At 60.9% G+C, this 25,320-nt stretch carries 24 protein-coding genes and 2 tRNA genes; 11 read left to right on the top strand and 15 right to left on the bottom strand.

What is annotated here, in order from left to right:
- Window positions 1-113: 113 nt before the first annotated feature.
- The 3 genes from J3P88_RS24240 to J3P88_RS24230 all read left to right on the top strand — a co-directional run bounded on the left by J3P88_RS24240 (window position 114) and on the right by J3P88_RS24230 (window position 2,162).
- Entirely contained in the window at window positions 114-860 is a 747-nt protein-coding gene (locus J3P88_RS24240) for a tRNA-uridine aminocarboxypropyltransferase (protein ID WP_434572031.1), read from the top strand.
- Window positions 861-1,073: 213 nt separating this feature from the next.
- Window positions 1,074-1,727: a response regulator transcription factor ErdR gene (erdR, locus tag J3P88_RS24235; RefSeq protein WP_186705557.1), complete on the top strand. Its 654-nt coding sequence runs from the start codon at window positions 1,074-1,076 to the stop codon at window positions 1,725-1,727.
- A 72-nt stretch (window positions 1,728-1,799) separates the two neighbouring features.
- Complete coding sequence (locus tag J3P88_RS24230) at window positions 1,800-2,162, top strand: diacylglycerol kinase (protein WP_053118952.1); 363 nt, start codon at window positions 1,800-1,802, stop codon at window positions 2,160-2,162.
- A gap of 4 nt (window positions 2,163-2,166) precedes the next feature.
- On the opposite strand, the gene J3P88_RS24225 is transcribed toward J3P88_RS24230, so the two are convergent.
- Complete coding sequence (locus J3P88_RS24225) at window positions 2,167-3,093, bottom strand: LysR family transcriptional regulator (RefSeq protein ID WP_024617637.1); 927 nt, start codon at window positions 3,091-3,093, stop codon at window positions 2,167-2,169.
- Window positions 3,094-3,214: 121 nt separating this feature from the next.
- Between J3P88_RS24225 and fpr the strand changes: the two genes are divergently transcribed.
- A complete protein-coding gene (gene fpr, locus J3P88_RS24220) occupies window positions 3,215-3,994 on the top strand; it encodes a ferredoxin-NADP reductase (protein ID WP_003184787.1) in 780 nt (259 codons plus the stop codon).
- A gap of 240 nt (window positions 3,995-4,234) precedes the next feature.
- Here the strand turns inward: fpr and tsaA are convergent, their stop codons facing one another.
- The 5 genes from tsaA to rimO form a co-directional block, all read right to left on the bottom strand.
- On the bottom strand, window positions 4,235-4,933 hold the full coding sequence (gene tsaA / locus J3P88_RS24215; protein WP_434572029.1) for a tRNA (N6-threonylcarbamoyladenosine(37)-N6)-methyltransferase TrmO: 699 nt from the start codon (window positions 4,931-4,933) through the stop codon (window positions 4,235-4,237).
- A gap of 214 nt (window positions 4,934-5,147) precedes the next feature.
- Complete coding sequence (locus tag J3P88_RS24210; RefSeq protein ID WP_053182473.1) at window positions 5,148-5,609, bottom strand: DUF1456 family protein; 462 nt, start codon at window positions 5,607-5,609, stop codon at window positions 5,148-5,150.
- 58 nt (window positions 5,610-5,667) lie between these two features.
- The gene (locus J3P88_RS24205) at window positions 5,668-6,378 is read right to left on the bottom strand and encodes an rRNA pseudouridine synthase (protein WP_434572027.1); all 711 of its coding nucleotides are present in this window, start codon (window positions 6,376-6,378) and stop codon (window positions 5,668-5,670) included.
- An 83-nt stretch (window positions 6,379-6,461) separates the two neighbouring features.
- Window positions 6,462-6,935, bottom strand: coding sequence for a GNAT family N-acetyltransferase (locus J3P88_RS24200; protein WP_434572026.1), 474 nt, complete (start codon window positions 6,933-6,935; stop codon window positions 6,462-6,464).
- Window positions 6,936-7,181: 246 nt separating this feature from the next.
- Window positions 7,182-8,522, bottom strand: a complete 1,341-nt coding sequence (gene rimO / locus J3P88_RS24195; RefSeq protein ID WP_186705561.1) for a 30S ribosomal protein S12 methylthiotransferase RimO — start codon at window positions 8,520-8,522, stop codon at window positions 7,182-7,184.
- 334 nt (window positions 8,523-8,856) lie between these two features.
- Between rimO and J3P88_RS24190 the strand changes: the two genes are divergently transcribed.
- The 3 genes from J3P88_RS24190 (at window position 8,857) to J3P88_RS24180 (ending at window position 11,477) form a co-directional block, all read left to right on the top strand.
- The gene (locus J3P88_RS24190) at window positions 8,857-10,698 is read left to right on the top strand and encodes a potassium transporter Kup (protein WP_434576609.1); all 1,842 of its coding nucleotides are present in this window, start codon (window positions 8,857-8,859) and stop codon (window positions 10,696-10,698) included.
- A 189-nt stretch (window positions 10,699-10,887) separates the two neighbouring features.
- Window positions 10,888-11,178 carry a type II toxin-antitoxin system Phd/YefM family antitoxin gene (locus J3P88_RS24185; RefSeq protein ID WP_434572024.1) on the top strand — a complete coding sequence of 97 codons (291 nt, stop codon included), beginning with the start codon at window positions 10,888-10,890 and terminating at the stop codon, window positions 11,176-11,178.
- A gap of 11 nt (window positions 11,179-11,189) precedes the next feature.
- The gene (locus J3P88_RS24180) at window positions 11,190-11,477 is read left to right on the top strand and encodes a type II toxin-antitoxin system RelE family toxin (protein ID WP_434572023.1); all 288 of its coding nucleotides are present in this window, start codon (window positions 11,190-11,192) and stop codon (window positions 11,475-11,477) included.
- Between the two features lie 243 nt (window positions 11,478-11,720).
- Here the strand turns inward: J3P88_RS24180 and J3P88_RS24175 are convergent, their stop codons facing one another.
- From J3P88_RS24175 to J3P88_RS24160, 4 genes are all read right to left on the bottom strand, one after another.
- A complete protein-coding gene (locus J3P88_RS24175; RefSeq protein ID WP_434572021.1) occupies window positions 11,721-13,010 on the bottom strand; it encodes a virulence factor family protein in 1,290 nt (429 codons plus the stop codon).
- Complete coding sequence (gene mprF, locus J3P88_RS24170; protein ID WP_434572019.1) at window positions 13,010-15,652, bottom strand: bifunctional lysylphosphatidylglycerol flippase/synthetase MprF; 2,643 nt, start codon at window positions 15,650-15,652, stop codon at window positions 13,010-13,012. The genes J3P88_RS24175 and mprF overlap by 1 nt, the downstream gene beginning before the upstream one ends.
- Before the next feature lie 152 nt (window positions 15,653-15,804).
- Window positions 15,805-15,881, bottom strand: a tRNA-Met gene (locus J3P88_RS24165).
- A gap of 232 nt (window positions 15,882-16,113) precedes the next feature.
- Window positions 16,114-16,190 (bottom strand) — tRNA-Met (locus J3P88_RS24160).
- A 281-nt stretch (window positions 16,191-16,471) separates the two neighbouring features.
- Here J3P88_RS24160 and dinB point away from each other — a divergent pair.
- Window positions 16,472-17,533 carry a DNA polymerase IV gene (gene dinB, locus J3P88_RS24155; RefSeq protein ID WP_186731081.1) on the top strand — a complete coding sequence of 354 codons (1,062 nt, stop codon included), beginning with the start codon at window positions 16,472-16,474 and terminating at the stop codon, window positions 17,531-17,533.
- A 197-nt stretch (window positions 17,534-17,730) separates the two neighbouring features.
- Here dinB and J3P88_RS24150 read toward each other — a convergent pair whose 3' ends face one another.
- From J3P88_RS24150 to J3P88_RS24135, 4 genes are all read right to left on the bottom strand, one after another.
- Window positions 17,731-18,684, bottom strand: a complete 954-nt coding sequence (locus tag J3P88_RS24150; protein ID WP_434572017.1) for a hypothetical protein — start codon at window positions 18,682-18,684, stop codon at window positions 17,731-17,733.
- Window positions 18,685-18,701: 17 nt separating this feature from the next.
- Window positions 18,702-20,417 carry a proline--tRNA ligase gene (locus tag J3P88_RS24145; RefSeq protein ID WP_186731079.1) on the bottom strand — a complete coding sequence of 572 codons (1,716 nt, stop codon included), beginning with the start codon at window positions 20,415-20,417 and terminating at the stop codon, window positions 18,702-18,704.
- A gap of 129 nt (window positions 20,418-20,546) precedes the next feature.
- The gene (locus J3P88_RS24140; RefSeq protein WP_186708395.1) at window positions 20,547-22,106 is read right to left on the bottom strand and encodes an AmpG family muropeptide MFS transporter; all 1,560 of its coding nucleotides are present in this window, start codon (window positions 22,104-22,106) and stop codon (window positions 20,547-20,549) included.
- 44 nt (window positions 22,107-22,150) lie between these two features.
- A complete protein-coding gene (locus J3P88_RS24135; RefSeq protein WP_434572014.1) occupies window positions 22,151-22,504 on the bottom strand; it encodes an MGMT family protein in 354 nt (117 codons plus the stop codon).
- Window positions 22,505-22,661: 157 nt separating this feature from the next.
- On the opposite strand from J3P88_RS24135, the gene J3P88_RS24130 reads away from it, so the two are divergent.
- Window positions 22,662-23,669, top strand: a complete 1,008-nt coding sequence (locus J3P88_RS24130) for a DUF481 domain-containing protein (protein WP_186731077.1) — start codon at window positions 22,662-22,664, stop codon at window positions 23,667-23,669.
- 193 nt (window positions 23,670-23,862) lie between these two features.
- Here the strand turns inward: J3P88_RS24130 and J3P88_RS24125 are convergent, their stop codons facing one another.
- The gene (locus J3P88_RS24125) at window positions 23,863-24,072 is read right to left on the bottom strand and encodes a cold-shock protein (RefSeq protein WP_002554837.1); all 210 of its coding nucleotides are present in this window, start codon (window positions 24,070-24,072) and stop codon (window positions 23,863-23,865) included.
- A gap of 354 nt (window positions 24,073-24,426) precedes the next feature.
- On the opposite strand from J3P88_RS24125, the gene dcd reads away from it, so the two are divergent.
- Entirely contained in the window at window positions 24,427-24,993 is a 567-nt protein-coding gene (dcd, locus tag J3P88_RS24120; RefSeq protein WP_003184751.1) for a dCTP deaminase, read from the top strand.
- Window positions 24,994-25,095: 102 nt separating this feature from the next.
- Window positions 25,096-25,302 (top strand): hypothetical protein, encoded by a 207-nt coding sequence (locus tag J3P88_RS24115; RefSeq protein ID WP_041022879.1) that lies wholly within the window; start codon window positions 25,096-25,098, stop codon window positions 25,300-25,302.
- Window positions 25,303-25,320: the final 18 nt, after the last annotated feature.

Raw genomic sequence — 25,320 nt, 5'->3', positions numbered from 1 at the left:
AGGGGAGCCCGTGTGGACGGTACAGGTTCGTGCGCTCTGGTAGAATGCCGGCCTTTATTGCCCTGCCGAGTGTTGTTCGTGTCGAGTTTTCCTGTCCGTCGGCGTTGCCCACGATGAATCACGCCCCTAACGCCGTAGCCCGCCTGCGCGACCAGCGCATCGATGAAGGCATCAAGCCGATTCAGGCCCGGGGCTGGCGCGCGCCCCGTTGCAGCGCCTGCCGTGTGATCGAGAGCCATTGCCTGTGCGCCTGGCGTCCGAGTGTCGAGACCCGTTCCGGGGTTTGTTTGATCATGACCAACAAGGAAGTGTTCAAGCCAAGCAACACCGGTTGGCTGATTGCCGATGTGGTGCGGGACAACCATGCATTCATCTGGTCGCGCACCGAGCTCGATGAGCAATTGTTGGCGTTGCTGAATGATCCACAGTGGCAACCTTACCTGGTGTTCCCCGGCGAATATGTCGAGCCATCGCGAGTCACCCATACGGTGGATCTCGATCACGCCAAGCGTCCGTTGTTCATTCTGCTGGACGCGACTTGGACGGAGGCGCGGAAGATTTTCCGTAAAAGCCCTTATTTCGACCGGCTGCCGATCCTGAGCCTGCTCCCCGAGAGACTGTCGCGCTACCGCTTGCGCCGTTCGACCCGCAGCGAGCACTTGTGCACCGCTGAGGTGGCGGCGTTGTGCCTGGAGTTGGCGGGGGACAGCGACGCCGCGTCGGCCCTGGATGCCTATTTCGATGTGTTCAGCCAGCATTACCTGGGCGCCAAGGGCCAGCGGGAGGTGAACCTGTCGACCCCGGCCCATGCCGAGTTGCAACCCTTCATCCGTACGCCGCAGGCAGTATTGGCCCAATAGTGGCCCATACTGGACAAAGGGCGGCCGTGCTGCTTGACCACCCTGGCTTCGCTGGGCATGCTTGGCGCCGACCAGGGCGCCGCCCACTGTTTGAAACGCTATGTTTGGCGTTGAACGTGCCCCTGTGGATGCCGTCGCCGGGCGGTGTCTCGAGTTGTCTTGGCGAGGCGCGAATGCATCGGGCCTGCCATTAAAAACAGGATCATTTGAAAAATGGCCACATACGAAATCCTGATTGCCGATGACCACCCGCTTTTTCGCAGCGCGTTGCATCAGGCAGTGACCCTGGGCCTTGGCCCGGCTGTCCGGTTGACGGAGGTGGCCAGCATCGCGGAACTGGAGGCCCGGCTGACGGACAAGGCCGACTGGGACCTGGTGCTGCTGGACCTGAACATGCCCGGTGCCTATGGTTTTTCAGGGCTGGTGCTGTTGCGCGGCCAATATCCGCAGATCCCCGTGGTCATGGTCTCGGCCCAGGAAGAAGCCTCGGTGATGGTCAAGGCCCGGGAGTTCGGCGCCAGTGGCTTCATACCCAAGTCCAGTTCCCTTGAAATGATTCAAAAGGCTGTGAAGGCGGTCCTGGACGGCGACGTCTGCTGGCCTCCCCAGGCGTTCGAAGCGGTGAGTGTGTCCGAAGAAGCCAAGGCCGCCAGCGCGGGCCTGGCCAGCCTTACACCGCAGCAGTTCCGGGTGTTGACCATGGTCTGCGAAGGCTTGCTGAACAAGCAGATTGCCTATGAACTGAACGTGTCGGAGGCCACCATCAAGGCCCACGTCACGGCGATCTTCCGTAAACTGAACGTACGCACCCGGACCCAGGCGGCGCTGTTGCTGCAACAACTTGAGTCAATTTCGCCGCAGGCTTGATGCGCTGCTTCACGCTTTTTTGACCGGGTTTGAATTAGTTTCTCCACTCCTTTTCGATCAGTTGCCCACTCTATGTCACCTTTTAAAGGCCAGACCGGCCTGAAACGCATCCTCAACGCCTCCGGCTATTCCTTGGACGGGCTGCGCGCGGCTTTTGTCGGCGAAGCGGCTTTCCGGCAGTTGGTGCTGCTCAACGTCGTCCTGATTCCGTTGTCGTTCTTCCTGAACGTCAGTCGTGTCGAACAGGCGCTGCTGATTGCCGTGTGCCTGCTGGCACTGATCGTGGAGTTGCTCAACTCGGCGGTGGAGGCGGCCATCGACCGCATCTCCCTGGAGTTGCACCCGTTGTCGAAAAACGCCAAGGACATGGGCAGCGCCGCCCAGTTCGTCGCCCTGACGATGATCGCATTGGTGTGGGGCCTGATCCTGCTGTAACGGGTCAGGCAATGGCCGGCAGCACGATTTCGTCGCTGCGTTGGGCCCCGGCGGTGAAGGCCCGGCACAGTTCGAGGAATTCGCGCATGGCCGAGGTCTGGTACTTCTGTTTGTGCCAAATGAAATAAAACTGCCGCGCCAGGTCCATGTCCGGGGTTTCCACTGCGACAAGGCTGCCGCGGCGGAAGGCGTCGCGCAAGGCCAGGCGGGAGATGCAGCCAATGCCCAGGCCGGACTCCACGGCGCGCTTGATGGCTTCGGTGTGTTCCAGCTCCAGGCGGATATTTAACGCGCTACGGTGGTGGCGCATGGCCTGGTCGAAGGTCAGTCGCGTGCCCGAACCCTGCTCCCGCAGAATCCAGGCTTCATGGGTCAATTCCTCCATGGTTGCCTGGCCGCGCTTGGCCAACGGGTGTTGAGGGGCACAGAACACTACCAGTTCGTCCTCGACCCAGCTTTGCACTTCGATGTCCGGGTGGCTGCAGTCGCCTTCGATTAGACCCAGATCAATTTCATAGTGGGCAACCTGGTGCACGATATTGGCAGTGTTCTGCACATGCAGCTTCACCTGGCTTTCCGGATGGCGTTGCATGAAACCGCCGATCAACAAGGTCGCCAGGTAATTGCCAATGGTCAGTGTTGCGCCGACCGCCAGTGAGCCGAAACCGGATTTGCCGTTGAGCAGGTCTTCGATCTCCTTGGCCTGGTCCAGCAGCGCCACGGCCTGGGGCAGCAGTTGTTTGCCCAGGGCATTGAGGCTCAGGCGTTTGCCGGCACGGTCGAAGAGTTGGCAGCTCGATTGCCGCTCCAGTTCGGTGATGGAGGTGCTGGCCGCCGACTGCGACAGATTGAGCTGGCCCGCAGCGCGAGACACGCTTTCCTGCTGTGCGACGGCGACGAAGACTTGAAGTTGACGTAGAGTAAATCGCATATCTATATAACCGATAACCCTTATCTTAATAATCCATTTAACAGATATTGTCGCCGCCATTAGAATGCGATGCAATTGCGCAGATTATCGGCGCAGGCATCATTCCCAGGAGTCCCCGTACATGAGCAACATGAACCACGAGCGTGTCCTCAGTGTTCATCACTGGAACGACACTCTGTTCAGCTTCAAGTGCACCCGCGATCCGGGCCTGCGCTTCGAGAACGGTCAGTTCGTGATGATCGGCCTGCAACAGCCCAACGGCCGCCCGCTTATGCGCGCTTACTCGATTGCCAGCCCGAACTGGGAAGAGCATCTCGAATTCTTCAGCATCAAGGTGCCCGATGGTCCGCTGACTTCCCAGCTGCAGCACCTGAAGGAAGGCGACGAGATCATCATCAGCAAGAAACCCACCGGCACCCTGGTGCTGGACGATCTCAAGCCTGGCAAGCATCTGTACCTGCTCAGCACCGGTACTGGCCTGGCGCCGTTCATGAGCGTCATCCAGGATCCGGAAACCTATGAGCGTTTCGAAAAAGTGATCCTGTGCCACGGCGTGCGCTACGTCAATGAAGTCGCCTATCGCGAGTTCATCACCGAGCACTTGCCGCAGAACGAGTTCTTCGGCGAAGCCCTGCGTGACAAGCTGATCTACTACCCGACCGTGACGCGCGAGCCGTTCGAGAACGAAGGCCGCCTGACCGACCTGATGCGCAGCGGCAAGCTGTTCCGCGACATCGGCCTGCCACCGATCAACCCGCAGGATGACCGCGCCATGTTGTGCGGCAGCCCGAGCATGCTCGACGAGACCAGCGAAGTGCTTAACAGCTTCGGCCTGACCGTTTCGCCGCGTATGCGCGAGCCGGGTGACTACCTGATCGAGCGGGCGTTTGTAGAGAAGTAAACTGTTGCGATAAGTGTGAAATGGGGTGTCAGCCAACATAGTGGTTGAATGTCGGACCGCTTTCGCGAGCAAGCCCGCTCCCACATTAGATCGCGGTGAGCGCGAATTTTGTGTTCACCACAGATCCACTGTGGGAGCGGGCTTGCTCGCGAAGATGGCGACTCGGTCCAACAGGTACGCCCCCACAAAAAAGCCCGCGCCGCCTGATGAAGGCCGCGCGGGCTTTTTCGTTTCTGGTGTTTACGGTTTCGCCGGAATCACTTCCAGCACCCGGATCAACCCCGGCTCCGGGTAATGCCAACGCACATCCAGATCCCAGAACTGCGCACCATATTCCCGTTCGGCCGTAGGAATCTGGTACGCCGGGCGTGGGTCTTGGGCCAAACACTGCTCAATCAACTCCACCAAGGGTTCTTCCAGGCGCGTGGCATGCTCATGGGCTTGACGCAGCGCAGTGTCAGCCCATTGCACCGGAATCAACTCAGGCGCGGCGCTGGCGATGCTGTTGGAGGCCGAGCCGATGATGTCGGCGTAGGGCACGTAGGGCTTGATATCCAGCACCGGCGTGCCGTCCAGCAAATCGATGCCCGAGAGCCACAGGCGCCCGGCTTCCACCCGTTCCAGCTTCACCACCGACTGGCCGATGCCGTTGGGGCGATGGGTGGCGCGGGTGGCGAACACACCCATGGACTTGTTGCCACCCAGGCGTGGCGGCCGCACTTTCAGGCGTGGCTTGTCTTCCAGGGCCTGGTGGAACAGAAACAGCAGCCAGACATGGCTGACTTGCTCCAGGCCCTGCACTGCATCGCCCTGGTCGAACGGCGCCACCAGTTCCAGCACGCCGCGTGCGGCCGGCGCCAGTTGCGGTTGGCGGGGAATGGCGAACTTCTCCTTGAAGCAGGAGCGTAGGAAGCCGATGGGGGAGACGCTGTAGGTCATGGGTTGGGATCGGGGCGAGGTTGAAAAGGCATCATAACGCGAGGGACCAGGTTGGCACTGTTCTCTGTGGCGAGGATGCTTTTGTGGCGAGGGAGCTTGCTCCCGCTGGGCCGCGAAGCGGCCCCCCTGGTTTTGTCTGACACACCGCGAGGGGACGCTGCGCGTCCAGCGGGAGCAGGCTCTCTCGCCACAAAGGCCCAGGAGGCCTGGGAAGTCAGCCGCGAACGCGCAGCGTCAGGCCCTTGAGGAAGTTGCGCAGCAACTGGTCACCACACGGCCGGTAGTTGGTGTGGCCGAACTTGCGGAACAGCGCGCTCAGTTCCGGCTTGGACACCGGGAACTCGGCGGCCTTGAGGATGGCGTGCATGTCGTCTTCCTTCAGTTCGAAGGCCACCCGCAGTTTCTTGAGGATGATGTTGTTGGTCACCGGCACTTCGATGGGCTGCGGCGGACGGCTTTCGTCCTTGCCGCGCTTGAAGATCACCAGGCCATCGAGAAAATGCGCCATGACCTCGTCGGGGCAGAACACGAAGCCTTCTTCCTCGTCTTTCTTGAGGTAGCCCGCCAAGTCCGCCAGGGAGACGTCGAGGCCGCCCAGCTTGATGATCTCGATGACTTTCTTGTCGCTGATGTCGAGCATGTAGCGCACGCTGCGCAGTACGTCGTTGTGAATCATGTGTGCGGTCCTGATCAATCGGCAGTGGGCGCCTGCGTTCGGTGCGGCGCCGGGGAAATTAGAATTTTTCTTTGGTAGACAAGTAGCGCCACTGGCCCAGCGGCACTTTGCCGATGGAGACGCCGCCGATGCGGATGCGGCGAATGGCGACGACCTTGAGGCCGACCGCCTGGCAAAACAGCGCGATCACGCCGGGCTGCGGGTTCTTCATGGCAAAGCGCAGGCGGTTCTCGTTCTGCCAACTGGCCTTGACCGCCGGCAGCTCCTTGCCCTTGTAGGTCAAGCCATGGTTCAGGCGATTGAGGCCATGGGCGACCATTTCGCCTTCGACTTCCACCACGTATTCCTGCTCGATCTTGGCGGCGTCGGCGGTGAGTTTGCGCAAGATCTTCCAGTCCTGGGTGAACACCAGCAGCCCGCTGGCGTTGGCCTGCAGGTCGGCGCTGGCGGTCAGGCGCAGGAAATGCCCCTTGAGCGGGCGCTTGCCGAAGCGATGTTCTTCGCTCAGGGTCTGCGGTCCGAGGGAAGCCATTGCGGTGTCTACATCCATGCCAGCCGGGACGTTCAGCAGGAGCGTCACCGGCTCCGGCGCGGTGGCCTTGGCCTCGGGATCGAGTTCGACTTTCTGGGCCGTCACCTTGAACTGCGGCTCATCGATCACTTCGCCGTCCACAGTGACCCAGCCGCCCTCGATGAACAGCTCAGCCTCCCGACGGGAACAGCCGACGAGTTCGATGAGGCGTTTGGAGAGACGAATCGGGTCAGTCATGACGGGGGCCGTAACAAAAAGAGGGTGGGCATTGTACCTGCCTGGCGCCGGTTAATCGCGGGTCCATTTGCCTCATGCAACTTTTAGCCGCGTCCCGCCTTCAGGTCTGCCTGCTTGTAGCGCATGTGCAGCAGCGGGTAGGGCTGGTTCATGCCATCTTTTGCCGAGCGTCCGACCACTTCGAAGCCTTGCTTGAGGTAAAAGCCCAAGGCTTGCGGGTTCTGTTCGTTGACGTCCAGTTGATCGGCGTTCAAGTGTTCCATGGCGTAGCGCAGCAACAGCTTGCCCAGGCCCTGGCCACGGTGTTGCGGGTCGATAAAGAGCATCTCGATCTTGGCCGCCGCGACACCGGCGAAACCGGTGATCCGTTGGCGTGCGTCACGGGTGCAAATGAGCATCACCGCATCCAGGTAACGAGTGAGTACCAGGTTTTTCAGCAATTCGATGTAGCTGTCCGGTAGAAAGTCATGGGTGGCCCGCACCGACGCTTCCCAGACCTGGGTCAGTTCCTGGTAATCGCTCGGTTTCGGTGTGTGGATGACCGAATGCTGGCGCATGTCCATCAGTTCCTTGTGCTGGATGTGCTGGGTTTCTCCATACGATAGCCGTAAAAAAGCCCCGCATCTCGTTACAAGAGCGGGGCTTCGGAATTTTTTCGGTGCCGGCAGGTGAATGGCTTGCGAACACCCCGTGGCGAGGGAGCTTGCTCCCGCTCGATTGCGTAGCAATCGCAAAGAGGGGCTACTTCGTAGCCCAGCGGGAGCAAGCTCCCTCGCCACAACAGCGGTCCCGCTTTGCGCGGATCAACCGATCTGCTCAGCCCACAAATCGTACTCATCGGCGTCGGTCACCTTGCACCAGACCTTGTCGCCTGGCTTGAGGTTGCTGCCGTTGTCGATGAAGACATTGCCGTCGATTTCCGGCGCGTCGAAGAAGCAGCGGCCCACGGCGCCTTGCTCGTCCACTTCATCCACCAGCACTTCGATTTCACGGCCGACGCGCATTTGCAGGCGCGCCGAACTGATGGCCTGCTGGTGCGCCATGAAACGCTCCCAACGGTCCTGCTTGACGTCGTCCGGCACCACGTCCAGGTCCAGGTCGTTGGCCGGAGCGCCTTCGACAGGGGAGTACTGGAAGCAGCCGACGCGATCGAGCTGGGCTTCGGTCAGCCAATCCAGCAGGTACTGGAAGTCTTCTTCGGTTTCACCGGGGAAGCCGACGATGAAGGTTGAACGGATGATCAGGTCCGGGCAGATTTCACGCCAGTTCTTGATGCGGGCCAGGGTCTTGTCTTCGAACGCCGGGCGCTTCATGGCCTTGAGGACTTTCGGGCTGGCGTGTTGGAACGGGATATCCAGGTACGGCAGGATCTTGCCGGCCGCCATCAGCGGGATCAGCTCGTCGACATGGGGATACGGATAGACGTAATGCAGGCGGACCCAGACGCCGAGGGTGCTGAGGGCTTCGCACAGCTCGGTCATGCGGGTTTTCACCGGCGCGCCGTTCCAGAAGCCGGTGCGGTATTTCACGTCGACGCCGTAGGCGCTGGTGTCCTGGGAGATCACCAGCAGCTCCTTGACGCCGGCCTTGACCAGGCGCTGGGCCTCGTCGAGGACATCGCCCACTGGACGGCTTACCAACTTGCCGCGCATCGACGGGATGATGCAGAAGCTGCAGCTGTGGTTGCAGCCTTCGGAAATCTTCAGGTAAGCGTAGTGGCGCGGGGTCAGCTTGATGCCTTGTGGCGGCACCAGGTCGATCAGCGGGTTGTGGTCCTGGCGTGGCGGCACCACCTCGTGTACGGCGTTGACCACCTGTTCGTACTGCTGCGGGCCGGTCACGGACAGTACGCTTGGGTGCACGTTGCGGATGTTGCCTTCTTCCACGCCCATGCAGCCGGTGACGATGACCTTGCCGTTTTCCTTGATGGCTTCGCCGATCACTTCCAGGGACTCGGCCTTGGCCGAATCGATGAAGCCGCAGGTGTTGACCACCACCACGTCGGCGTCCTGGTACGTGGACACGACGTCATAACCTTCCATGCGCAACTGGGTCAGGATGCGCTCGGAGTCGACCAGAGCTTTTGGGCAACCCAGGGATACGAAGCCAACCTTCGGATTGGCGGGCGCGGGAGTGGTGGACATGTCTAACCTCGGTGTAGGGGGATCGTCTCTTGTCGAGACAGGGCGCCTGGCGCGCCTCTGATCAAAAAGTGCGCAATTCTATCTGTGGCCGGGCTGCTTGACCAGCTTTATACCGGGAAATACGACGAGTGCTGCGCTATGCTTCGCGCCTTTGCGCTCTGGCGATTGCTACAGTCAACAAAACATCTGTAACAATGCGTAAAACTGCGCATGCTGCCTCAACAAAGCATCGTGTTTCGTTCAAGAAGACAGGTCAGGGAATCGGGAGTGTTGGATGGGTCATGCAAGTAGTCAGGTGGCAGGTGCCGAGCATTCGGCAGCGAAGCCGCTGAGCATGCTGGTCGCGGCGGTCGGAGTGGTTTATGGCGACATCGGCACGAGCCCGTTGTACACCCTCAAGGAAGTGTTTTCCGGGGCCTATGGCGTACCCGTCAATCACGATGGGGTGCTGGGGATCCTGTCGCTGATTTTCTGGTCACTGATCTGGGTCGTGTCGATCAAGTACATGATGTTCGTCCTGCGCGCCGACAACCAGGGCGAGGGCGGAATCATGGCGCTCACCGCCCTGGCGCGGCGAGCTGCGGCGGGGAGGGCGCGGCTGCGTACATTCCTGGTGATTTGCGGCTTGATCGGCGCGGCGCTGTTCTACGGTGACAGCATGATCACCCCGGCGATCTCGGTGCTTTCGGCGATCGAGGGCCTGGGCCTCGCATTCGAAGGCATCGACCACTGGGTGGTGCCCCTGTCGCTGGTGGTGCTGGTGGCGTTGTTTTTGATCCAGCGCCACGGCACTGCAAGGATCGGCATTCTGTTCGGCCCGATCATGGTGACCTGGTTCCTGGTGCTCGGCGCCCTGGGGGTGTACGGCATCGTGCAGCATCCGGAAGTGTTGCAGGCGGTGAACCCGGCCTGGGCCGTGCGCTTCTTTGTGGTCCATCCGGGCATGGGCGTGGCGATTCTCGGGGCCGTGGTGTTGGCACTGACCGGCGCCGAAGCGCTGTACGCCGACATGGGCCACTTCGGTCGTAAACCGATTGCCCGTGCCTGGTTCATCCTGGTGTTGCCAGGCCTGATGCTCAACTATTTCGGTCAAGGTGCGTTGCTGCTCGGTGACCCGGAAGCGGCACGCAACCCGTTTTATCTGCTGGCGCCGAGCTGGGCGTTGCTGCCGTTGGTCGGCCTGTCGACCCTGGCCACGGTCATCGCTTCGCAAGCGGTGATTTCCGGCGCGTTCTCCCTGACGCGCCAGGCGATCCAACTCGGTTACATCCCACGCATGTACATCCAGCACACCTCCAGCGCCGAGCAGGGCCAGATCTACATCGGTGCGGTGAACTGGTCGCTGATGGTCGGCGTGGTGCTGCTGGTGCTGGGCTTCGAATCGTCCGGCGCGCTGGCTTCGGCTTACGGCGTGGCGGTGACCGGTACCATGTTGATGACCACGATCCTGGTGTCCGCGGTGATCCTGCTGTTGTGGAAATGGCCACCGCTGCTGGCAGTCCCGTTGTTGTTCGGTTTCCTGCTGGTGGACGGTCTGTACTTCGCCGCCAACGTGCCGAAGATCATCCAGGGCGGTGCGTTTCCGGTCATCGCCGGTATTGCCTTGTTCGTGCTGATGACCACCTGGAAGCGCGGCAAGCAACTGCTGGTGGATCGCCTGGACGAAGGGGCGTTGCCACTGCCGATCTTCATCAGCAGCATCCGCGTGCAACCCCCGCACCGCGTACAGGGGACAGCCGTGTTCCTGACCGCGCGTTCGGATGCCGTGCCTCACGCCCTGTTGCACAATCTATTGCACAACCAGGTGCTGCATGAGCAGGTGGTGCTGCTGACGGTGGTGTACGAGGACATTCCCCGGGTACCGCCGCAACGGCGCTTTGAGGTCGACGCCTACGGCGAAGGGTTTTTCCGGGTGATCCTGCACTTCGGTTTCACTGACGAGCCGGACGTGCCCGAGGCGCTCAAGCTCTGCCATCTGGATGATTTGGATTTCAGTCCGATGCGCACCACCTACTTCCTCAGCCGCGAAACCGTCATTGCCTCCAAGCTCGAAGGCATGGCCCGCTGGCGTGAGTCGTTATTCGCCTTCATGTTGAAAAACGCCAACGGCAACCTGCGCTTCTTCAATCTACCGTTGAACCGGGTGATCGAACTGGGGACGCAGGTCGAGATGTAGTAGCACCAGGAAAACAAAAAAGCCCTCGTTGCCTTGCGGCGGCGAGGGCTTTTTTATGGGGGTGTCTTTTCAATACAGCAATTGGTCGGGTGATTTTTTTCAACTTGATTTATACACGTTGTCGCGCAACACTTTGCGCATCACGGTATGTATAAAGATATGCAGTATTCATGCGGCAGGAGGTAAGACATGGCAGCGTTACTGGAGCGGGCTGATCAAGCAGTATCCGTTACGGCAATGGTCAGGGGGTTCAGCGCGAAGCTCAAGGAAGTATCGAGCCGTGCAACCGAAAAGCTGGTCATCTTCAAGGACAATGAGCCGGCAGCAGTGATTATCAACGTCGATGCCTATCAGGAAATGCTCGATGAGCTGGAAAACCTTCGCGTCGAAGCGACGGCTCGCGAGCGCCTGATCGGTTTCGACCAGGCCAAGGCTATTAGCCATGGGGATATGCGGGCACGGTACGCCAAAAACGACTGAAGGAGCGGTGAATGGCTTGGGGTGTTATTTACCATCCGGAGGTTCAAGACGATTTGGATCAGTTGGGTGCGGCGGCCGCGAACCGGGTTCTCGATGTCATCGAAGCGCGGATTATGAATGGTGAACCGGACAAAACCGGTAAGCCGCTCAGAGCCAGCCTGGCGGGATGTCGAAGAATTCGAACAGGTGATACCCGTATCGTGTACAGGGTCGACGGGAAAGCGATTCAGGTGTTGATCGTGGTCGTTGGCGCTCGGCGGGATAAGGAAGTGTACGACGCGGCAGAACGTCGTCTTTAAAAAGCCCTCGTTGCCTTGCGGTAGCGGGGGCTTTTTTATGAGCTACACAATGTCGGCGCCAGGCGAACCTTGTGGGAGCGGGCTTGCTCGCGAAGGCGGCGTGCCAGTTGGCGATGATGTCGACTGACACGCCGCCTTCGCGAGCAAGCCCGCTCCCACAGAGGGTTGTGTGTAAGCCGGGCGGGTACAAAAAGGCCCCGGCAACCGTAAGGCTGCCGGGGCTTTTGTCAGGCTGGTATCTGTTTACTGTTCGGCTGTCTTGTTCTGGCGCTTGTTGATCTCATCGATCAAGCGCTTGGCCAGGGCCGGGTAGTTTTCGTCGAAGTGGTGGCCGCCAGGCAGCTTGATGGCTTCCCCTACGGCGGTCTTGTCGGTGCAGCCGCTTTCGTCGGCTTCTTCGCCGCCGTAGATGCACACCACTTTGTCGGCTGGCAGCTTGGCCATTTCCGGGCCGGTGGCGGCTTCAGTGCCGGCGTTGCCGAGCCAGCCTTCGACTTCAATCTCGAAGCTGCCGGTGCGGGCGAAGGCCAGCAGGATGATCGCGTCGACCCGCTGTTGTTCGGTGGCCGGCAGGCGGTTGTAGATCGCCGGCAACACGTCGGCGCCGAAGGAGTAGCCGGTCAGGATAAAGCGCTTGGTGCCCCAGATCTGCCGGTAGTGCTGCATCAGCTCGGTCAGGTCCGCCGCGCTCTGCTCAGGGCTCTTGTGCTGCCAGTAGTAGCGCAGGGTGTCGATGCCGACCACTGGGTAGCCGATCTTGGCCATTTCATCGGCTACATCGCGGTCCAGGTCACGCCAGCCGCCGTCTCCGGAGAGGAACAGGGTCACGGTATCCCGCGCCTGGCTGGCAGGCACTTCCACCACGGGAATGCTCAGGCCGCCCTTGGCCTTGTCGGTGCCCACCAGGATCTTGCGCAGCTCGTTGTTCAGCACTTGCGGCAGGTTGATGTCGTAGTCGCTGATGCTGGTTTCGGCGTTTTTTTGATCCCTGACGAAACCGGCGCTGGTGTCGTCGGGGTTGTCGTTCCAGGCCACCAGCCAATGACCATGGGCTGCGCTTTTAGGCAACAGGTGGGTGCAGCCGGGTTTTTCCAGGGCCAGGTCCACCGACACGGCCTTGGCCTTGTCGTCCTTCTGCTCGGCCAGCCAACGCCAGGCCAGCACGGCGCCAGGGCCGATGCCGCTGACCAATGTGGCCGGGCCTTGCAGTTCTCTCAGGCCGGCTTGCAGGGCACGGCCTTGCAGCATGCAGTCCTTGGGCAGGATCACCTGGACGATCTGCGCCGAGCCGCTGCGGCTGAGGGTCGTTAATTGGGTGTCGCTGAGCTTCTGGTCTTCATTGACCGCCACCAGTACCCGAGCGAGCGCCTTGGCGCCGGGGGTGACCCGGGTCAGTGCTGCGCCATCGGCGGGCGCCAGTTGTTCCAGGGTGGGTTGTGGGGCCGGGCGGTTCCAGTGCCAGTAACCGCCACCGAGAATCACCGCCAGCACCAGCAGGGCGGCCACTACGTATCGCCAGGAGCGTTGCATCATCAGCGTTTCACCAGTCCAGTCAGGCCGCCCGCAATCAGGGCGGCAGTATCGGCCAGCGCTACCAACGGATCGAGTCCGGCGGGCACGGCCATGTAACGAGGTTCCCAGTCAGGCTGGAATTTGTCTTTGAAGCGGCGCAGCCCCTGGAAGTTATAGAGCTGCTCGCCACGGCGGAACACCATTGAACCCAGGCGCTGGGTCAAGGGTGCGCCGCGCCGCGGTTGCAAGCCCGACAGCGGGACCATGCCGAGGCTGAAGCGGGCGTAGTCATGGTTTTTATAATGCTGGATGAGGCCGACCATCATGAATTCCATGGTCAGTTTCGGCGCCTCGGGGTGGGCACGCATCAGGTCGAGGCTGGCCAGGTCGTGGCTGTGGGTTTCCAGCAGGTTGGCGAACGCCACCGGCCGGCCCTCGAAACGAATCACTGCGATGCGGAAATGCTTGAGGTAGTCGTCGCTGAAACGCCCCAGGGAGAAACCTTTTTCCCGCACGTTCTTGCCGGTCAGCCAGGCGTCGGAAATGACCTTGAGTTCGTCCATCGGCGCCTGGCCTGGCTCGTGGATCTCCAGCGACAGGCCATCACGGGTGCCGCGGTTCCAGGTGTAGCGCAAATCCTTCATCTCTTTGCCCTTGGCTTCGAGATCGAAACGCTTGAGGTCGACCCGTGCTTCCTCGCCCAGCTTGATGGCCGTCAGGCCGATGTCCATGTAGTAGGGCAGGTTTTCGGCGCGCACCTGATAGAACACGGGACGAGCATGGTGGATATCGCACAGGTCGCGGAACTGCCAGATCATTTCGGCCCGCTGCTGGGTAGGGCCGATCGGGTCATACAACGCCACCAGGCTGCGACCACGGCGGGCATACATCAGGAATGCCTCGTCGTTGGGGTGGAACAGCAGCGCCTTGTCACCGGTCAGGGCCAGGCCGCCGTCGGGTTGCGACGATGCCATAAGGACCGTTTTGGCCCGTTCCAGTTCTCCTGCCGTCGGCAAATGGATCACCGGCCGTGCCGTGCGCAGCAGCCAGGTGAGCGACACCACCACCAACAGCACGGCCGCTCCCAAGAGGGAGCGCAAGCCGCGAGGGGCGTCGGCATCGAGGGTAAACTGCCACCAAAGTTGATGGCTGTAGGGCACGTCCTGGTAGGCAAAAAGCAACAACCAGATCGACGCGCCGAGGACGCAGAGGCTGGCGATCAGGAACAGGGGGGAGAAGGGCAATTCGGTCAGGCGGCTTGGACGATAAAAGGAGCGCCGGAATACTGCCAGCAAGGCCGCCGTCAGCGTCAGCAGCGTGGCTTCTTCCCAGTCGAAGCCCTTGAGCAGCGAGAGCAGGGCGCCCACCAGCAGCAAAACCGTGGTCAGCATCCAGGCGGCCGACAGGCGACGGCGCAGGCCCTGGGCGAGCAGCAGGCACAACACGCCCACCAGGCTGGCACCGAAGTGCGAAGCGTCCACCAGCCGATGGGGAATCAGGAAACCGATGTGCTCCAGGCGGGTGTCGATTTCCGGTGTCACGCCGGAAAACAGCAGCACCACACCGGAGAGAAACACCAGTACCGCCAGGATCGGCGCGGCAAGCCCCGAGGCTGCCCGCAGGGTCTGGCGCGTCTGGAACAGCCGTTGTGCCTCATTGATCAGCAGCAACACGCAGGCCACCAGCATTGGCAGCAGCACGTAGAACAAGCGGTACAGCAACAGCGCCGCGGCTAAGGGGGCGGCGCCGAGTTTGTCGGCAAACGCGGCCAGCAGGATCGCCTCGAATACCCCGACTCCGCCCGGCACATGGCTGAGCACCCCGGCGGCCAACGCCAGCAAGTACACCAGCAGGAAGGCGCCGAACGGCGGTGCCTCGGGCAGCAACAGATACAACACCGTGGCGGCCGCGGCCACATCCAGCGCGGTAATTACCAGTTGCAGGAAGGTCAGGCGCCGGCCTGGCAGGCGCAGGGTGCGACGCCCGGCCTTTACCAGAAGGCTGTCCCGATGGGGCTGCTCTGGCAGGCGCCGACGGTAAATACCGATGGCCAAGGCGCTGGTGAGCAGCAGCACGGCCACGGAAATCGCCCCAAGCAACGCGGCAGGTAAATGCAGCGCGGCAGACGCGGCGGGCAGGTTGCTGAGTGTTGCCAAGGCGGCCAACGGCGGCAACGCACAGCCCAAGGACAGGCTGGCGAACAGCGTCATGTGGGCGACATCCGATGCCCCGAGGCCATGGCGCGCATATAGGCGGTAGCGAACCGAGCCGCCCGACAGCAGCGACAGGCCAATGGCGTTGCCAATGGCGAACGCCGTGAACCCACCGAGGATCATGGTTTGCGGTGGCAGCGTCACACCGGCATAGCGGCTGGCGGACCATTCGTAGCCCAGGAGAAGGATGAAGCCGACGACCGTGGCGGCGATCGCGCCGAGCAGGGCGGGCCGGGGCACTTCCAGAATCGAGTCGTGCAGAGCGTAGAGATCGAGCTCGCTCAGCAAGTGGCGGCAGGCAATCAATGCAATCGCAAATAGCAGCAGCGTGACGGCGAGACCGATGGGCTGGCGGTACTGACTGATCCGATCCAGCCAGCGCAGTCGCTCGGCCTTGATCGGTTGTGTCGCAGTAACGGAGTCTTGCGGGTCTGACGAGTGGGCGCGCATCAATCACCTCTTGAGCTATGCGCGACAGGATGGGGGTAACCAGCGAAGTTACCAATCCCTGCGGTAGAAAATAATTACAAAATATTTGTAATGAAGCCTTTTTTCATCAGGCACAAAAAAGGCCACTCTTTCGAGTGGCCTTTCTTGATATTTGGTTGCGGGAGCCGGATTTGAACCGACGACCTTCGGGTTATGAGCCCGACGAGCTACCAGACTGCTCCATCCCGCGTCTGTGTGGCGGCATTCTACAGGCGAACGCCCGGGTGTCAACCGTTAAAAGGCGAAGGGGCGAAATAAACCACTGATCCGTCCCTTGCCTGGCTAAATGCTCGGAATCTAAAGAAAATTGTCCTACAACCTGGGGCGCGTGGGGTGTCGTAGGCGGCGTCTCTCTGATCGAGTGGTCAAAAAACGATCAGGCACAAAAAAAGCCACTCTTTCGAGTAGCCTTTTTTGATGTTTGGTTGCGGGAGCCGGATTTGAACCGACGACCTTCGGGTTATGAGCCCGACGAGCTACCAGACTGCTCCATCCCGCGTCTGTGTGGCGGCATTCTACAGAGGATCGAGCAGCTGTCAAGCCTGGTGTTCAAAAAAACTGTTCCGCTTCAAGCGCTTAGCCTTGTAAAAGGCATTGTGACAACGCTGTGACGCAGGCCTGGCAAGGGTTGGCGCTCTATTGGGCGGTTCATTGCGATTGAAGAAGTAAATTTGTGTAAGCGTTTTCGGGCCTTAACGATGGATCTTTCAAACTACTGGTGCTATATACAGGTGCCGGTGCGATACTGGTGGCCCGATTCGTCGCACACCCTGTTCCGCTATGACGCAACGTAAAATCATCCATGTCGACTGTGACTGTTTTTATGCCGCTATCGAGATGCGCGATGATCCGCGGCTGGCCGGCAAGCCCTTGGCTGTGGGTGGCTCGGCGGATCGGCGGGGTGTGATTGCCACCTGCAACTACGAAGCGCGGGCCTACGGCGTGCGCTCGGCCATGTCTTCCGGCCACGCCTTGAAGCTCTGTCCGGACCTCACCATCGTCAAGCCGCGGATGGAGGCCTATCGGGAAGCGTCGAAGGAAATTCATACGATTTTCAGCGATTACACTGACCTGATCGAGCCGCTGTCCCTGGACGAGGCCTACCTGGACGTCTCCGCCAGCGACCATTTCGGCGGCAGCGCCACCCGCATCGCCCAGGACATTCGCCGGCGTGTATCCAATCAATTGCACATCACTGTGTCCGCCGGCGTCGCGCCGAACAAGTTCCTGGCCAAGATCGCCAGTGACTGGAAAAAGCCCAACGGGTTGTTTGTCATCACCCCGGATCAGGTCGAGGATTTTGTCTCGGCCCTGCCGGTCAGCAAGCTCCACGGCGTTGGCAAGGTCACTGCCGATAAGCTGAACCGGCTCGGCATCAACGATTGCCTGCAGTTGCGTGAATGGGACAAGTTGGCACTGGTGCGCGAATTCGGCAGTTTCGGTGAGCGGCTCTGGAGCCTGGCCCGTGGGATCGATGAGCGTCTGGTGCACAACGACAGCCGGCGGCAGTCCATCAGCGTGGAGAATACCTACGATGTCGACTTGCCCGACCTGGTGAGCTGCCTCGACAAACTGCCGGAGCTGATGGAAACCCTCAGGGGGCGCATGGCCCGGATCGACAGCAGTTATCGACCGGGCAAGCCGTTCGTCAAAGTGAAGTTCCACGACTTCACCCAGACCACGCTGGAGCAGGCCGGGGCAGGGCGTGACTTGGGCAGTTACCAGTTGTTGTTGACCCAGGCGTTCAACCGGGGCGGCAAGCCGGTGCGGTTATTGGGGATCGGGGTGCGGCTGGAAGACTTGCGGGGTGGGTTTGAGCAGTTGGAGTTGTTTGAGCGGTGAGGCTGTCGCTTGGCTGATGAAGGCCATGCCTTTTGCTCTTGTGGCGAGGGAGCTTGCTCCCGCTGGGCCGCGTAGCGGACCCAAAACTGCTACTCAACGTATCTGACATACCGAGGTGGCAGGTTTCAGGGCTGCTGCGCAGCCCAGCGGGAGCAAGCTCCCTCGCCACAAGAGAGATTGCCCCATCCAGACTGGGCTCAGTGAGCGCCCGGATCCGCCACCAATCGTCCGCCATCCTTGGTCAAGGCTTTCATGAACTCGGTCTGCAGCTCCGGATCGTTGCGCGTCAGTTCGATCAGGCTCTGTTCCAGTTCACTGGCTTCCTCTTCAAGTCCCAGCTCCGACAGGCGCCTGACCCGATGGACCCACTGGCTCACCTCGTCGTCTTCCAGGTCGTCGTAGATCAGCGCGTGGGCTTCCACCAGCTTGCTACGCAAGGTGCTGCTGATGCTCAGGGATGAGTCGGTGTGCACCTCGTCCTGGGCATCCGTCACGCTGATCTGCAATTTGCCGAACTGGCTCAGGTCCTGTTCGGCGAACGGGCTTTCCAGCAGGTTCAAGCGCAGCACGCCGTTACGGTCGGTGCTCAGTTCGAAGGTCTGCCGGGCGGCCTTGACCTCCACCGGGCGTTCGCTCCAGGGCAGGCTCGAGTGTTCCGTGCGCTTGTCGCGCTGGACTTCGTCGATGCCCGCCAGGTTCTGCTGGGCGCGGCCATGGGAAGGGACGTTCATGAACGGGTTGAGCCCGGCGAAACCGTAGCTGATCCAGTCACGGGTCGCCGTGTCCGGCAAGTTGCCGAGGGCGAACACATTGACCACGTTCGCACCGACACCGGCCACGACGGCCACCGCGCCCAGGGGGATCTCGTAGATTTCCCGCCAGGGTTGGTACGGCGTGTAGCGATCATAATGGCGGGTGACCTCGAACTCAGTGACTTCGAAGGTCTTCTGCTCATTGATGCGCACCCGACGCTGCGGCAGGTCGAGCACCTTGGGTTCGCCCACGTCGATCTGCAGGCTGTGGTCGAGCAATTTGCGCTCGACCCGCTCTTCGTGCTCGCTGCGTTGCGACATTTGGTTGGCACAGCCGCTGACCAGCAGGGCGCCGCACAGGGCGGCGCCACCGAGGCCTAAGGTGTTTCGCTTGAACATGACGTCTCTATCTGGTGTCAGCGGCGGATACGGGCCTGGAGGAACGACAACACGTCGTCGACCGGCAGCGCTTGCGGCTCGGCCTCGGTGCGGCTCTTGTATTCCAGGTTGCCTTCGGCCAGGCCACGGTCACTGACGACAATCCGATGGGGGATGCCAATCAGTTCCATGTCCGCGAACTTGATGCCGGGGCTGGTTTTCTTGTCGCGGTCGTCCAGCAGCACTTCGAAGCCGGCGGCCGTCAGTTCGGCGTAGAGCTTGTCGGTGGCTTCGCGCACCAGGTCGGTTTCATAGCGCAGTGGCACCAGGGCCACCTGGAATGGCGCCAACGTGTCGCTCCAGATGATGCCTTTCTCGTCGTTGTTCTGCTCGATGGCGGCGGCCACCACGCGGGAAACGCCGATGCCGTAGCAGCCCATTTGCAGGGTGACCGGCTTGCCGTTCTCGCCCAGCACTTCGCATTTCATCGCCTTGCTGTACTTGTCGCCCAGCTGGAAGATGTGGCCGACTTCGATGCCGCGCTTGATTTCCAGGGTGCCCTTGCCGTCCGGGCTTGGATCGCCGGCCACGACGTTGCGCAGGTCCGCGACGGTTGGAACCGGGAGGTCGCGTTCCCAGTTCACGCCGAAGTAGTGCTTGTCATCAATGTTCGCGCCGATGGCGAAGTCGCTCATCAACTCCACCGAACGGTCGATGATGATCGGCAGTGGCAGGTTCAACGGGCCGAGGGAGCCGGCACCGGCGCCGATGGCGTCGCGCAGATCGGCGTCGGTGGCCATGACCAGCGGGCTGGCAACGCCTGGCTGGTTGGCGGCCTTGATTTCATTCAGCTCGTGGTCGCCACGGACGATCAGGGCAATCAACTTGCCGGCTTCTTCCGCCCGTACGATCAGGGTCTTGATGGTGCGCTCGATCGGCAGGTCGTAGCCTTCCACCAACTGGGCAATGGTCTTGGCGTTCGGCGTGTCCACCAGGCGCAACGCTTCAGTTGGCGCGGCGCGGGAGGTTTCCCGTGGCACGGCTTCGGCTTTCTCGATGTTGGCGGCGTAGTCGGAGCCGTTGCTGAAAACGATGTCGTCTTCGCCGGACTCGGCCAGCACGTGGAATTCGTGGGAACCGGCACCGCCGATGGAACCGTTGTCGGCTTCAACCGGGCGGAATTTCAGGCCCAGGCGGGTGAAGATGTTGCAGTACGCCTGGTGCATGCGGTCATAGGTGACCTGCAGCGAGGCCAGGTCGGCGTGGAAGGAATAGGAATCCTTCATGATGAATTCGCGACCGCGCATCAGGCCGAAGCGTGGACGGATCTCGTCACGGAACTTGGTCTGGATCTGATACAGGTTGATCGGCAGCTGCTTGTAGCTGCTCAACTCGTTGCGCATCAGGTCGGTGATCACTTCTTCGTGGGTCGGGCCTGCACAGAAGTCGCGACCGTGGCGGTCTTTGATGCGCAGCAGCTCAGGGCCGTATTCTTCCCAACGCCCCGACTCCTGCCACAGCTCGGCCGGCTGGGTGCTCGGCATCAACACTTCCAGGGAGCCGGCGGCGTCCATCTCTTCGCGAACGATGGCTTCCACCTTGCGCATGACCCGCAGGCCCATCGGCAGCCAGGTGTACAGGCCCGAGGCGAGTTTGCGGATCATGCCGGCACGCAGCATCAATTGATGGCTGATCACGACGGCATCGGAAGGCGTTTCTTTTTGTGTGGCGAGCAAAAATTGACTGGTGCGCATGGTTGGCCGTTGTCGGTTGCTGATGACGAGAAGTGACGGAGCATTGTACGGGCGAGATGCCCTGGCGTACAGGCGCGTGGCCGGTCGCCAGGTGCGGACACCGGTTTTCCCGGTGTTTTCTGAAATTTCCTACGACTCTTCCGCGGGGCGGGTGGGCGCCGGTTCCTCGGCGGGTGCCGAGTCCTGGCGACGGTTCTCCTGGAACCAGTGCAAGGCGATCAGCAACAGGGTCGGCACGCCCAGCAGGGCGGTGATGAGGAAGAAATTGTGGTAGCCGAACTTCTCCACCATCACCCCTGAATAGCCACCGATCAAACGCGGCAGCAACAGCATGATCGAGCTGAGCAAGGCGTATTGGGTGGCGGAGAATTTCAGGTTGGTCAGGCTCGACAGGTAGGCGACGAACGCCGAAGTGGCCAGGCCGGAGCTGAAGTTGTCCAGGGAAATGGTGACAATCAACATCTGCAGGTTGGCGCCCATGTCGGTGAGCATCAGGAAGAGGATGTTAGTGGCGGCCGAGGCGACACCGCCGATGAACAGGATGGGCAGGATGCCGAAACGCACGATCAACAAGCCGCCCATGCCGGCGCCGACGAGGGTCATGATCAGCCCGAAAATCTTGCTGACGCTGGCGATCTGGTCCTTGGTGAACCCCTGGTCGATGTAGAACACATTGGCCATGACGCCCATGACCGTGTCGGACATCCGGTAGGTTGCGATCAATCCGAGCAGCAGCAGGGCCTGCCAGCGATAACGCAGGATGAAATCGTTGATCGGCGTCAGCACTGGCGCCAGTCCGCGCCGGCCCATGGCCGACAGGCACAGGGCGGTCAGGAGGGTATAGAGGATGGCCCGCAGGAAGGCGCGGTCTTCGAGCAGCAGGTCGAGCAGGCTGACGCCCTCGAACAGCACGCTGGCGAAGTCGGTGTTGAAGAGTTGGGTGAACATCGCCGGGACGGAGACCAGCAGCACGATCAGTACGAATACCGACGCCAACTGATGGACAAACGTGTAGCGCCCGGCCTGCAACTGGGTGCGCAGCGGTACCGGTGGCTCGCGCATGAACAGGGACGTGAGGAGCGCCGGGACCATTAGCACGCCGAACAACAGGTAGGTGCCGGCCCAGGCCGAGTGTTTGTAGCTGAAACCGGTGGAGCCAAAGCCTTCGGCGAAGAACAGGGCGCCGGCGGTGGCCAGCAGCGCGGCGATGCGGTAGCCGGACATGTAGCTGGCGGCGAGGGCGGCCTGGCGGGTGTCGTCGGCGATCTCCAGGCGGTAGGCGTCGACGGCGATGTCCTGCGTCGCAGAGGCGAAGGCCACGATCACGGCGATGGCGATCAACCAGGACAGGTGTTTCTGTGGGTCGCAGAAGCCCATGCCGATCAGGCCGAGAATGACCAGCGCCTGGGAGAGCACTAGCCATGAACGACGGCGCCCCAGTTTGCCGAGCAGCGGCAGGCGCCATTGGTCGAGCAGCGGCGACCAGACCCATTTAAAGGCATACGCCAGGCCGATCAGGCTCGCGTAGCCAATGGTTTCGCGGGCCACGCCGGCTTCGCGCAACCAGACTGAAAGCGTGGAAAACACCAGCATGTATGGCAAGCCGGCGGCGAAGCCAAGCAGCAACAGCACGAGCGTCGAGGGACTGGCATAGGCGGCGAGGGCGGCGCGCCAGGTTTTACGGGGCATGGGCTGGAGTCTGCCTCAAAAATTGCGAAAACAAAGCGCGCACTCTAACCGCTGTGCTCTACCGGGCGCCAGCCATGGCGCTGAATATCAACACGATTGTTCAGGATACTGATTCCTTCCATGCGCAGGCGTGCGCGCTGTTCATCCCCCGAGGCGCTGCCCACCGGCAGGCTGATCCGACCACCGGCCGCCAATACCCGATGCCAAGGCAGCGTGGTGTCGTTCGGCAATTGGCTGAGGGTTCTTCCCACCCAGCGCGCCGCGCGGCCAAGGCCGGCCATTTCGGCGAGTTGGCCATAGGTGACGACCTTGCCCGTCGGGACCTGTGCCAGGGTCAGGTAAAGGGTGGTGCGGCGGATCTGGGCGGCGTTCTCGGTGCCCGCTGGGGTGTCAGTCACGTAGGGGTTCCTGAGGTGGGTGTCCGTCTGTAGATTAATTCCTACAGGACTGGTTGAGAAATGAACTCATCAGTCCTACACAGGTCAGTCCTTGCTGAGGTGTCATCCTGGGGGATAATGCCGCCTTTTCACCGCAAACTTGAGCCCTTTATCGCTTATGTTGTCTAGAACCCTGCTATGCCTGGCTGTTGCCAGCGCCTCCATGCCCCTGCTTGCCGACACTGTCTGGTTGAAGAATGGGGACAAACTCAGTGGCAAGATTACCGTTTTCGATGGCGGCAAGTTGCTGATCCAGACCGATTATGCCGGCGCGATTCCCATTGACTGGAAACAGGTCAAGACCCTGGAGAGTGATCAGCAACTCCTGGTCAAGCAGGATGCCTACACCGGCGAAAAAGCCAAGGCGCTGCAAGCGGCCGAGGATGGCAAGGTCACCCTGGCCAACGGTGATGGGCCCAAAACCGTCGAGCTGGCCAGTATCCAGCAGATCCTCAAGCCCAAGCCGGTGGTCGAGGACCTGGTGTGGAAAGGCAATGTCGATGCCGCGCTGGATTACCAGCGTGCGGAAGCCGATACCGATGATTACGACATCGATTTCAAGACTTCGGCACGCCACGGCAGATGGCGGCACACTGCTGAAGGCGAATACAACCGTGAATTCCAGGATGACGTCGTGTCCGCCGATAACTGGCGCCTGGAGTATTCCCTCGACCGGTTCATTACCGACAAATGGTTCTGGCAAGGTCGCCTGAATTACAAACGCGACAAAGTCGAAGACCTGGCGCGCCAGCGCGTAGTGGGTACCGGTCCGGGCTACCAGTTCTGGGATGATGAACTGGGGGCGTTCTCCCTGGGTTCGCTGCTCAACCGCACCGATTACGAGTACCGCGACGGCGGCAAGGACAACTTCTATTCCGTGGCGATGAAGTGGGATTACAACCGCTACCTGATCGGCAAGCGCGTCGAGTTCTTCACCAACGGCGAAGTGGGCAAGCCGCTGTCCGGCGTGGCGGAGTACGCCTATGACGCCGAGATGGGGCTGCGCTACAAGGTCACCGACTGGGCATCGCTCAATCTCAAGGCAGAGAAGGATGTCATCGAGGGAACCGAGGACAGCGACCTGAGCAAGACGCGCTACACGGCGGGGTTTGGCGTGACCTGGTAACCCCAGGCTAGCCAACAAGTTCATGTGGGAGCGGGCTTGCTCGCGAAAGCGGTGTGTCAGTCAACGAGAATGTTGCTGATTCACCGCTTTCGCGAGCAAGCCCGCTCCCACAGTTTTTTTGTGCCTGCAAAACACACAGGCACAAAAAAGCCCCGCTTTTGAGGGCGGGGCCTTTTACTAAAGCAAGGACAAGTTAGATAACTTGAACTTCTTCAGCTTGCATGCCTTTCTGACCGCGGGTAGCGATGAAAGAAACCTGTTGGCCTTCTTTCAGGCTTTTGAAGCCGTCGGATTGGATAGCTTTGAAGTGAACGAACAGGTCGTCACCGGATTGTGGGGTGATGAAGCCGAAGCCTTTTTCATCGTTGAACCACTTAACGGTACCGGTTTGGCGATTAGACATGGTGTAACTCCTTGAACAAAGATAACTGCGACTCAGGAAGAACCCTGGCCGAGACTGAGTGCAAAGAGCAGGAAAAATTCTTGTAGATGGTTGGATCGAAATTCAACATATCGTGTAGAGATTCTCAGTGACACAAGCAACACAGTGGCGCCACCTTAACCCTTTTTCCAGAATGTGCCAATGGTCTTTGCGAAGGTTTCTCTTATTTGGTGACTGACGGCGCGGGCGATGGCCGGCAGGACCCGGAAATCAAGGTGGATCGGCGAGATTTGCGTGACGCGCTTTGAACCCTGCCCCGCGCCCCGGTAAGATGCCGGACGTATTTTTTCCACCTCGCTATTTCAGGAAACCGCCATGAGCATCAAATCGGACAAGTGGATTCGCCGCATGGCGCAAGAGCACGGCATGATCGAGCCCTTCGTCGAGCGCCAGATGCGTGGCGAAGGCGCCGACCGGCTGATCTCCTTCGGCGTCTCCAGCTACGGCTACGATGTGCGCTGCGCCGACGAATTCAAGGTGTTCACCAACATCAACTCGGCCACGGTCGACCCGAAGAACTTCGACGAGAAGAGCTTCGTCGACGTCAAGAGCGACGTGTGCATCATCCCGCCGAACTCCTTCGCCCTGGCCCGCACCGTCGAGTACTTCCGCATTCCGCGCAATGTGCTGACCATTTGCCTGGGCAAGAGCACCTACGCCCGTTGCGGCATCATCGTCAACGTCACGCCGCTGGAACCCGAGTGGGAAGGCCACGTGACCCTGGAGTTCTCCAACACCACGACCCTGCCGGCAAAAATCTACGCCAACGAAGGCGTGGCGCAGATGCTGTTCCTTGAGTCCGACGAAGAATGCGAAGTGTCCTACAAGGACCGTGGCGGCAAGTACCAGGGCCAGCGCGGCGTGACCCTGCCGCGTACCTGAATCTGACGAGCTGTTGGAATTCCTGGGCGGGCAGGCACTCTATGGGGTGTACTGCCCGTTTTTTTGCGTCAGCGCAGCGGGCCCTCGCTCAGGAGTTGCTCTATGAAGATCGATCCGCGAATCAGTGCCGAACTGGCAAGGCTTGAGCCCAATCAGATCGGTGTCATGGCTTGGTCATTGCTGGCCCATCCTGCCGAAGCGGCGGGCGGCATCCCCGGCCAGCCTGATCCCGATACGCCTAACGAACAGCCTACCGAACCTGGCGAACCCACCCTGCCGGACGAGCCGCCTCCTGCGCCGGTGGCATGAAATCAGCTGCAAGTTACA

The sequence above is a fragment of the Pseudomonas sp. Z3-6 genome (assembly GCF_051131985.1).
Lineage (GTDB): Bacteria > Pseudomonadota > Gammaproteobacteria > Pseudomonadales > Pseudomonadaceae > Aquipseudomonas > Aquipseudomonas zanjanensis.
The sequence above is the reverse complement of the archived record's forward strand: the minus strand, read 5'-3'. Positions and strand labels throughout refer to the sequence as shown.

Coding starts and splice junctions, on each gene's coding strand:
- J3P88_RS24145 (WP_186731079.1), bottom strand. CDS start 20,417: ATGCGCACCAGTCAATTTTTGCTCGCCACACAAAAAGAAACGCCTTCC.
- dcd (WP_003184751.1), top strand. CDS start 24,427: ATGAGCATCAAATCGGACAAGTGGATTCGCCGCATGGCGCAAGAGCAC.
- J3P88_RS24230 (WP_053118952.1), top strand. CDS start 1,800: ATGTCACCTTTTAAAGGCCAGACCGGCCTGAAACGCATCCTCAACGCC.
- J3P88_RS24240 (WP_434572031.1), top strand. CDS start 114: ATGAATCACGCCCCTAACGCCGTAGCCCGCCTGCGCGACCAGCGCATC.
- J3P88_RS24175 (WP_434572021.1), bottom strand. CDS start 13,010: ATGATGCAACGCTCCTGGCGATACGTAGTGGCCGCCCTGCTGGTGCTG.
- J3P88_RS24150 (WP_434572017.1), bottom strand. CDS start 18,684: ATGTTCAAGCGAAACACCTTAGGCCTCGGTGGCGCCGCCCTGTGCGGC.
- J3P88_RS24115 (WP_041022879.1), top strand. CDS start 25,096: ATGAAGATCGATCCGCGAATCAGTGCCGAACTGGCAAGGCTTGAGCCC.
- rimO (WP_186705561.1), bottom strand. CDS start 8,522: ATGTCCACCACTCCCGCGCCCGCCAATCCGAAGGTTGGCTTCGTATCC.
- mprF (WP_434572019.1), bottom strand. CDS start 15,652: ATGCGCGCCCACTCGTCAGACCCGCAAGACTCCGTTACTGCGACACAA.
- J3P88_RS24140 (WP_186708395.1), bottom strand. CDS start 22,106: ATGCCCCGTAAAACCTGGCGCGCCGCCCTCGCCGCCTATGCCAGTCCC.
- J3P88_RS24210 (WP_053182473.1), bottom strand. CDS start 5,609: ATGATTCACAACGACGTACTGCGCAGCGTGCGCTACATGCTCGACATC.
- erdR (WP_186705557.1), top strand. CDS start 1,074: ATGGCCACATACGAAATCCTGATTGCCGATGACCACCCGCTTTTTCGC.
- J3P88_RS24200 (WP_434572026.1), bottom strand. CDS start 6,935: ATGCGCCAGCATTCGGTCATCCACACACCGAAACCGAGCGATTACCAG.
- J3P88_RS24180 (WP_434572023.1), top strand. CDS start 11,190: ATGGCTTGGGGTGTTATTTACCATCCGGAGGTTCAAGACGATTTGGAT.
- J3P88_RS24205 (WP_434572027.1), bottom strand. CDS start 6,378: ATGACTGACCCGATTCGTCTCTCCAAACGCCTCATCGAACTCGTCGGC.
- J3P88_RS24225 (WP_024617637.1), bottom strand. CDS start 3,093: ATGCGATTTACTCTACGTCAACTTCAAGTCTTCGTCGCCGTCGCACAG.
- dinB (WP_186731081.1), top strand. CDS start 16,472: ATGACGCAACGTAAAATCATCCATGTCGACTGTGACTGTTTTTATGCC.
- J3P88_RS24130 (WP_186731077.1), top strand. CDS start 22,662: ATGTTGTCTAGAACCCTGCTATGCCTGGCTGTTGCCAGCGCCTCCATG.
- tsaA (WP_434572029.1), bottom strand. CDS start 4,933: ATGACCTACAGCGTCTCCCCCATCGGCTTCCTACGCTCCTGCTTCAAG.
- J3P88_RS24185 (WP_434572024.1), top strand. CDS start 10,888: ATGGCAGCGTTACTGGAGCGGGCTGATCAAGCAGTATCCGTTACGGCA.
- J3P88_RS24190 (WP_434576609.1), top strand. CDS start 8,857: ATGCTGGTCGCGGCGGTCGGAGTGGTTTATGGCGACATCGGCACGAGC.
- fpr (WP_003184787.1), top strand. CDS start 3,215: ATGAGCAACATGAACCACGAGCGTGTCCTCAGTGTTCATCACTGGAAC.
- J3P88_RS24125 (WP_002554837.1), bottom strand. CDS start 24,072: ATGTCTAATCGCCAAACCGGTACCGTTAAGTGGTTCAACGATGAAAAA.